General features: G+C 66.9%; 1 pseudogene. It reads right to left on the bottom strand.

Annotation, left to right across the window (positions count from 1 at the left end):
• Positions 1-601 (bottom strand): annotated as a pseudogene (locus tag DEQ92_RS21480) (FAD-binding oxidoreductase); the annotation flags it as partial.

Raw genomic sequence — 601 nt, 5'->3', positions numbered from 1 at the left:
TGACGTCCCAGCCGTTCTCGATCCGCGGGACGAGCGTTTCGACCGTCTCAGCGGCCGTCTCGCGGGCGATGTCGAGGAAGCCCTTCGAGAACGCCGGCCGCCCCACGTCGGTGACGTCTGCGACCTCGACGTGGACGCCCGCGGCTTCGAGCACTTCCACGGCCGCCTTCCCGACGTCGGGGTGGCTGTAGTGCGTGTACGTGTCCGGGATCAAGAGGACGTGGCGGTCGGCCTCGTCGGCGGCGACCCGTGACCCCCCGCGCTTTTTGAACCACTTCTGGACCGTCTCGCGCTCGAACGTGGGGAGCGTGCGATCGCTCGCGATGCCGATCGTCTGTTCCATCACGGCGCGCGCGCCGGGCACCTTCGATGCCCAGTTCGAGACGGGCGCGAACGTGCTCCCGAGTTTGGCGAGGACGTCGAAGTTGGCGAACATCTTCGAGCGCAGCGAGGAGCCGTGTTCCTCGTGGTAGGCGTGAGTCACCTCGGCTTTGAGCTTCGCGAGGTCGACCTCGCTCGGACAGTCGTTCGCACAGCCCTTACAGCCGATACAGAGGTCCATCACCTCGGTGACGAACTCCTCGTCGGTCGGGTCGTCCGG

The organism is Haloferax sp. Atlit-6N (assembly GCF_003383195.1).
Lineage (GTDB): Archaea > Halobacteriota > Halobacteria > Halobacteriales > Haloferacaceae > Haloferax > Haloferax gibbonsii.
This window is presented reverse-complemented; position numbering and strand designations above follow the sequence as displayed.